We start from the raw sequence: 2,263 nt of genomic DNA on the forward strand, positions 1-2,263 counted from the left end.
CTTCTGCAGCGGCCGGCCGGTCTCGGCTTCCGTCTTGCGCTCGTCCTTTGCCGCCGCCCGTCTCAGTCCCTTTGCGGCCTGTTTGCCTTTTGCGGTCGGTGCCTGTTCTACGCCCATCTCTTCCTCCCTGGCGCGGCTATCGCGCCGAAGAGCAACGCTCTGGACGTAACTGGGTTCCGGAGGATTCGGCCTCGGAGGCGGCGGCTGGCGAGACTCAGCGCGTCGCGATCATCGCCTTGCGGAAAGCCTCGAGCGTCTCGGCGCTGACATGGTGCTCGATGCCCTCGGCGTCGATGCGCGCTGTCTCGGCGCTGACCCCGAGCGAGCGCAGGAAGGCTTCCACCGTCTGGTGGCGGATGCGGCTTTCCTCCGCCACCTTGCGGCCGGCCTCGGTCAGGAACACGCCGCGATAGGGCTTTCGCGAAACCAGACCTTCGGCGCAGAGCCTGGTCAGCATCTTCGCCACCGTCGGCTGGGCGACGCCGAGCCTGGCGGCGATGTCGACCTGCCGTGCCTCGTTGCCGTCCTCGATCAGGTCGGCGATCAGCTCGACATAGTCCTCGACGAGGGCGCTGCGGCGCGCTTCGCGCGTCTGCCGGAAGCCCGCCGAATGGACATCGGCGTCGGGAAGCGGCTCTTCGCGTCGAACCGGTCTGTTCCTCAGCGCCAATGCGCGCTCCTCCACGCTAACCGCGAGCCAAGTGCCCGCGACGTTGAATCGGGTCCGTAGTCATAGCACGGACCCCGACTATCTGGCCGTTTATTTGCATTCCACCCCATGCGCAACGGGGTCCGCACCCGGTTGCCCCTGTCACTTGGCGTCGTCGCAAAAGCATAAACAATGAAATATAGCCTATTGCATAATGTTGAGCCATGGCATAGATAGGGAACATCCTCGACCCTTTTCAGCGGAAAATCCCTGATGTCCGACGCAACAGCCGTATCCAGACCCGCGTGGCGTTTTGCCCGGCCCGACGAGGATGAACAGCCCAGTCTGCGCGAGGTCAACGCCTCCATCACCGTGCCGCAGACCGGCATCTGGTTTCGCCGCCTGTTCGCCTTCATGGGCCCGGGCTACATGGTTTCCGTCGGCTATATGGATCCGGGCAACTGGGCGACCGACCTCGCCGGTGGCGCCCAGTTCGGCTACACACTGCTGTTCATCATCATGCTGTCGAACCTGATGGCGATCCTGCTGCAGGCGCTTGCCGCCCGGCTTGGCATCGCCACCGGCCGCGACCTCGCCCAGGCCTGCCGCGCCTACTATCCGCGCTCCGTCAACTTCCTGCTGTGGATCGCCTGCGAGTTGGCCATCATCGCCTGCGACCTGGCCGAGGTCATCGGCACGGCGATCGCGCTGCAGCTGCTGTTCGGCATTCCGCTGATCGGCGGCGCCATGCTCACCGCTCTCGATGCCTTCCTGGTGCTCATGCTGATGAACAGGGGCTTCCGCTACCTCGAGGCCTTCGTCATCGCGCTGCTGATCATCATCTTCGGCTGTTTTGCCATCCAGATCTTCGCCGCCGCTCCGCCGGTCGGCTCGATCCTGCATTCGATGTTCGTGCCGTCGTCTCAGATCGTCACCAACCCGGCGATGCTCTACATCGCCATCGGCATCATCGGCGCCACCGTCATGCCGCACAATCTCTATTTGCACTCCTCGATCGTTCAGACCCGTGCCTATGAGCGCACCGACCGGGGCAGGCGCGACGCGATCAAGTGGGCGACCATGGACTCGACCATCGCGCTGATCCTGGCGCTGTTCGTCAACGCCTCTATCTTGATCGTCTCGGCGGTGGCCTTCCACGGCACCGGCCACCAGGACGTCGCCGAGATCGGCCAGGCCTTCGAGCTCCTATCGCCGCTGCTCGGCCTCGGCATCGCCTCGATCCTGTTCGCCGTGGCTCTGCTCGCCTCCGGCCTCAACTCCACGGTCACCGCGACGCTTGCCGGCCAGATCGTCATGGAGGGCTTCCTGCGCCTGCGCATCCCGCAATGGGCACGCCGCCTGCTGACCCGCGGCATCGCCATCGTGCCGGTGGTGATCGTCACCGCGCTCTACGGCGAGAGGGGCACCGGCCAGCTGCTGGTGTTCAGCCAGGTGATCCTGTCGATGCAGCTGCCCTTCGCGGTCATCCCTTTGGTGCAGTTTGTCTCCGACAAGAAGAAGATGGGCAATTTCGCCATCCCGCGCGCCGTCGCCCTGCTCGCCTGGGTGGTCGCCGCCATCATCCTGGTGCTCAATTTCAAGCTGCTCTACGAC

General features: G+C 64.7%; 2 protein-coding genes. One reads left to right on the forward strand and one right to left on the reverse strand.

What is annotated here, in order from left to right:
• Window positions 1-214 precede the first annotated feature (214 nt).
• Window positions 215-670 carry a manganese-binding transcriptional regulator MntR gene (mntR, locus tag EN781_RS31060; protein WP_126058777.1) on the reverse strand — a complete coding sequence of 152 codons (456 nt, stop codon included), beginning with the start codon at window positions 668-670 and terminating at the stop codon, window positions 215-217.
• Between the two features lie 252 nt (window positions 671-922).
• Between mntR and EN781_RS31065 the strand changes: the two genes are divergently transcribed.
• Window positions 923-2,263: Nramp family divalent metal transporter (locus EN781_RS31065; protein WP_145965734.1), on the forward strand; the 1,341-nt coding region annotated here is incomplete at its 3' end.

The sequence above is a fragment of the Mesorhizobium sp. M4A.F.Ca.ET.090.04.2.1 genome, assembly GCF_003999085.1.
Classification (GTDB): domain Bacteria; phylum Pseudomonadota; class Alphaproteobacteria; order Rhizobiales; family Rhizobiaceae; genus Mesorhizobium.